The sequence below is a fragment of the Bradyrhizobium glycinis genome, from assembly GCF_016031655.1.
GTDB lineage: Bacteria > Pseudomonadota > Alphaproteobacteria > Rhizobiales > Xanthobacteraceae > Bradyrhizobium > Bradyrhizobium glycinis.
This window is the reverse complement of the sequence record NZ_JACCHQ010000074.1, coordinates 1-740: the sequence shown is the minus strand read 5'-3', so window position 1 is coordinate 740 and position 740 is coordinate 1. Positions and strand designations below refer to the sequence as shown.

At 55.4% G+C, this 740-nt stretch carries 2 protein-coding genes; one reads left to right on the top strand and one right to left on the bottom strand.

The window, feature by feature from the left end:
• Positions 1-192: hypothetical protein (locus HZZ16_RS37040; RefSeq protein ID WP_210342756.1), on the top strand; the 192-nt coding region annotated here is incomplete at its 5' end.
• 262 nt (positions 193-454) lie between these two features.
• On the opposite strand, the gene HZZ16_RS36935 is transcribed toward HZZ16_RS37040, so the two are convergent.
• A partial coding sequence (locus HZZ16_RS36935; protein ID WP_210342755.1) for a hypothetical protein occupies positions 455-740 on the bottom strand: 286 nt, incomplete at its 5' end.

The following is a 740-nucleotide window of genomic DNA, read 5'->3' as shown; positions in this document are numbered from 1 at the left end:
TCCAGATCTCCAAGAGTAAGGAGCCGAACCTTGCCTTTATCGGGCGAAGACTGGGAACTCATCGTTGGTGCAAGTTCAACCATTTCCAATGCGCTGCTTTCGATACCCTACTGTTTACCCCTACCAACCCGAAAGATCGGTAAATCGCAGATTGTGAAGAAAATTCAATTACAAACCCTATCGGAGCGCTAGTCCGTTGAACTAAAGCGTCGATCTTCGTTGATCTCGGCGTCGCGTCCGAATTTTTTCCGCTGTTGCGACCCGAAGGTTTCCGGTCGCACCGAATAGGTGGAATCGGTGGAGTCGGTGATCCGCCATTATCGTTTATAGCTTCGCTCACCATCGACATTCCGTTCTCACCTTCCACTTCAATTTGAACTAGAGCTACTAAAGCAGAGTAGGTTGGTATGGGAAAAAGAGTGCAATGGCGGATCACCGACTCCACCGATTCCACCTACCGGCTGGGCATCGGCGGCGTCTGTAAACCTGCCGCAGACAGCCGTTCCGCTGCTGCGATCTGGTCCCGCAGCGAGAGTTCGCACTTGGCGTAGACGGGCGCTCGCTTCCCATTCACCACCCAATAGCCATCCCCGGCGGACGGGTTGCGGACCGCCACGTAGTCGCATTCCTCGAACCGGTGCGGGATCTTGCGACGATTACGACGGTCTTGCAGCCATTCGCCGAAGCTCGAGGCGGCTCGCGTCAAGACGTGCCCTACGGTAACCGCGTCGGGCTTTCCA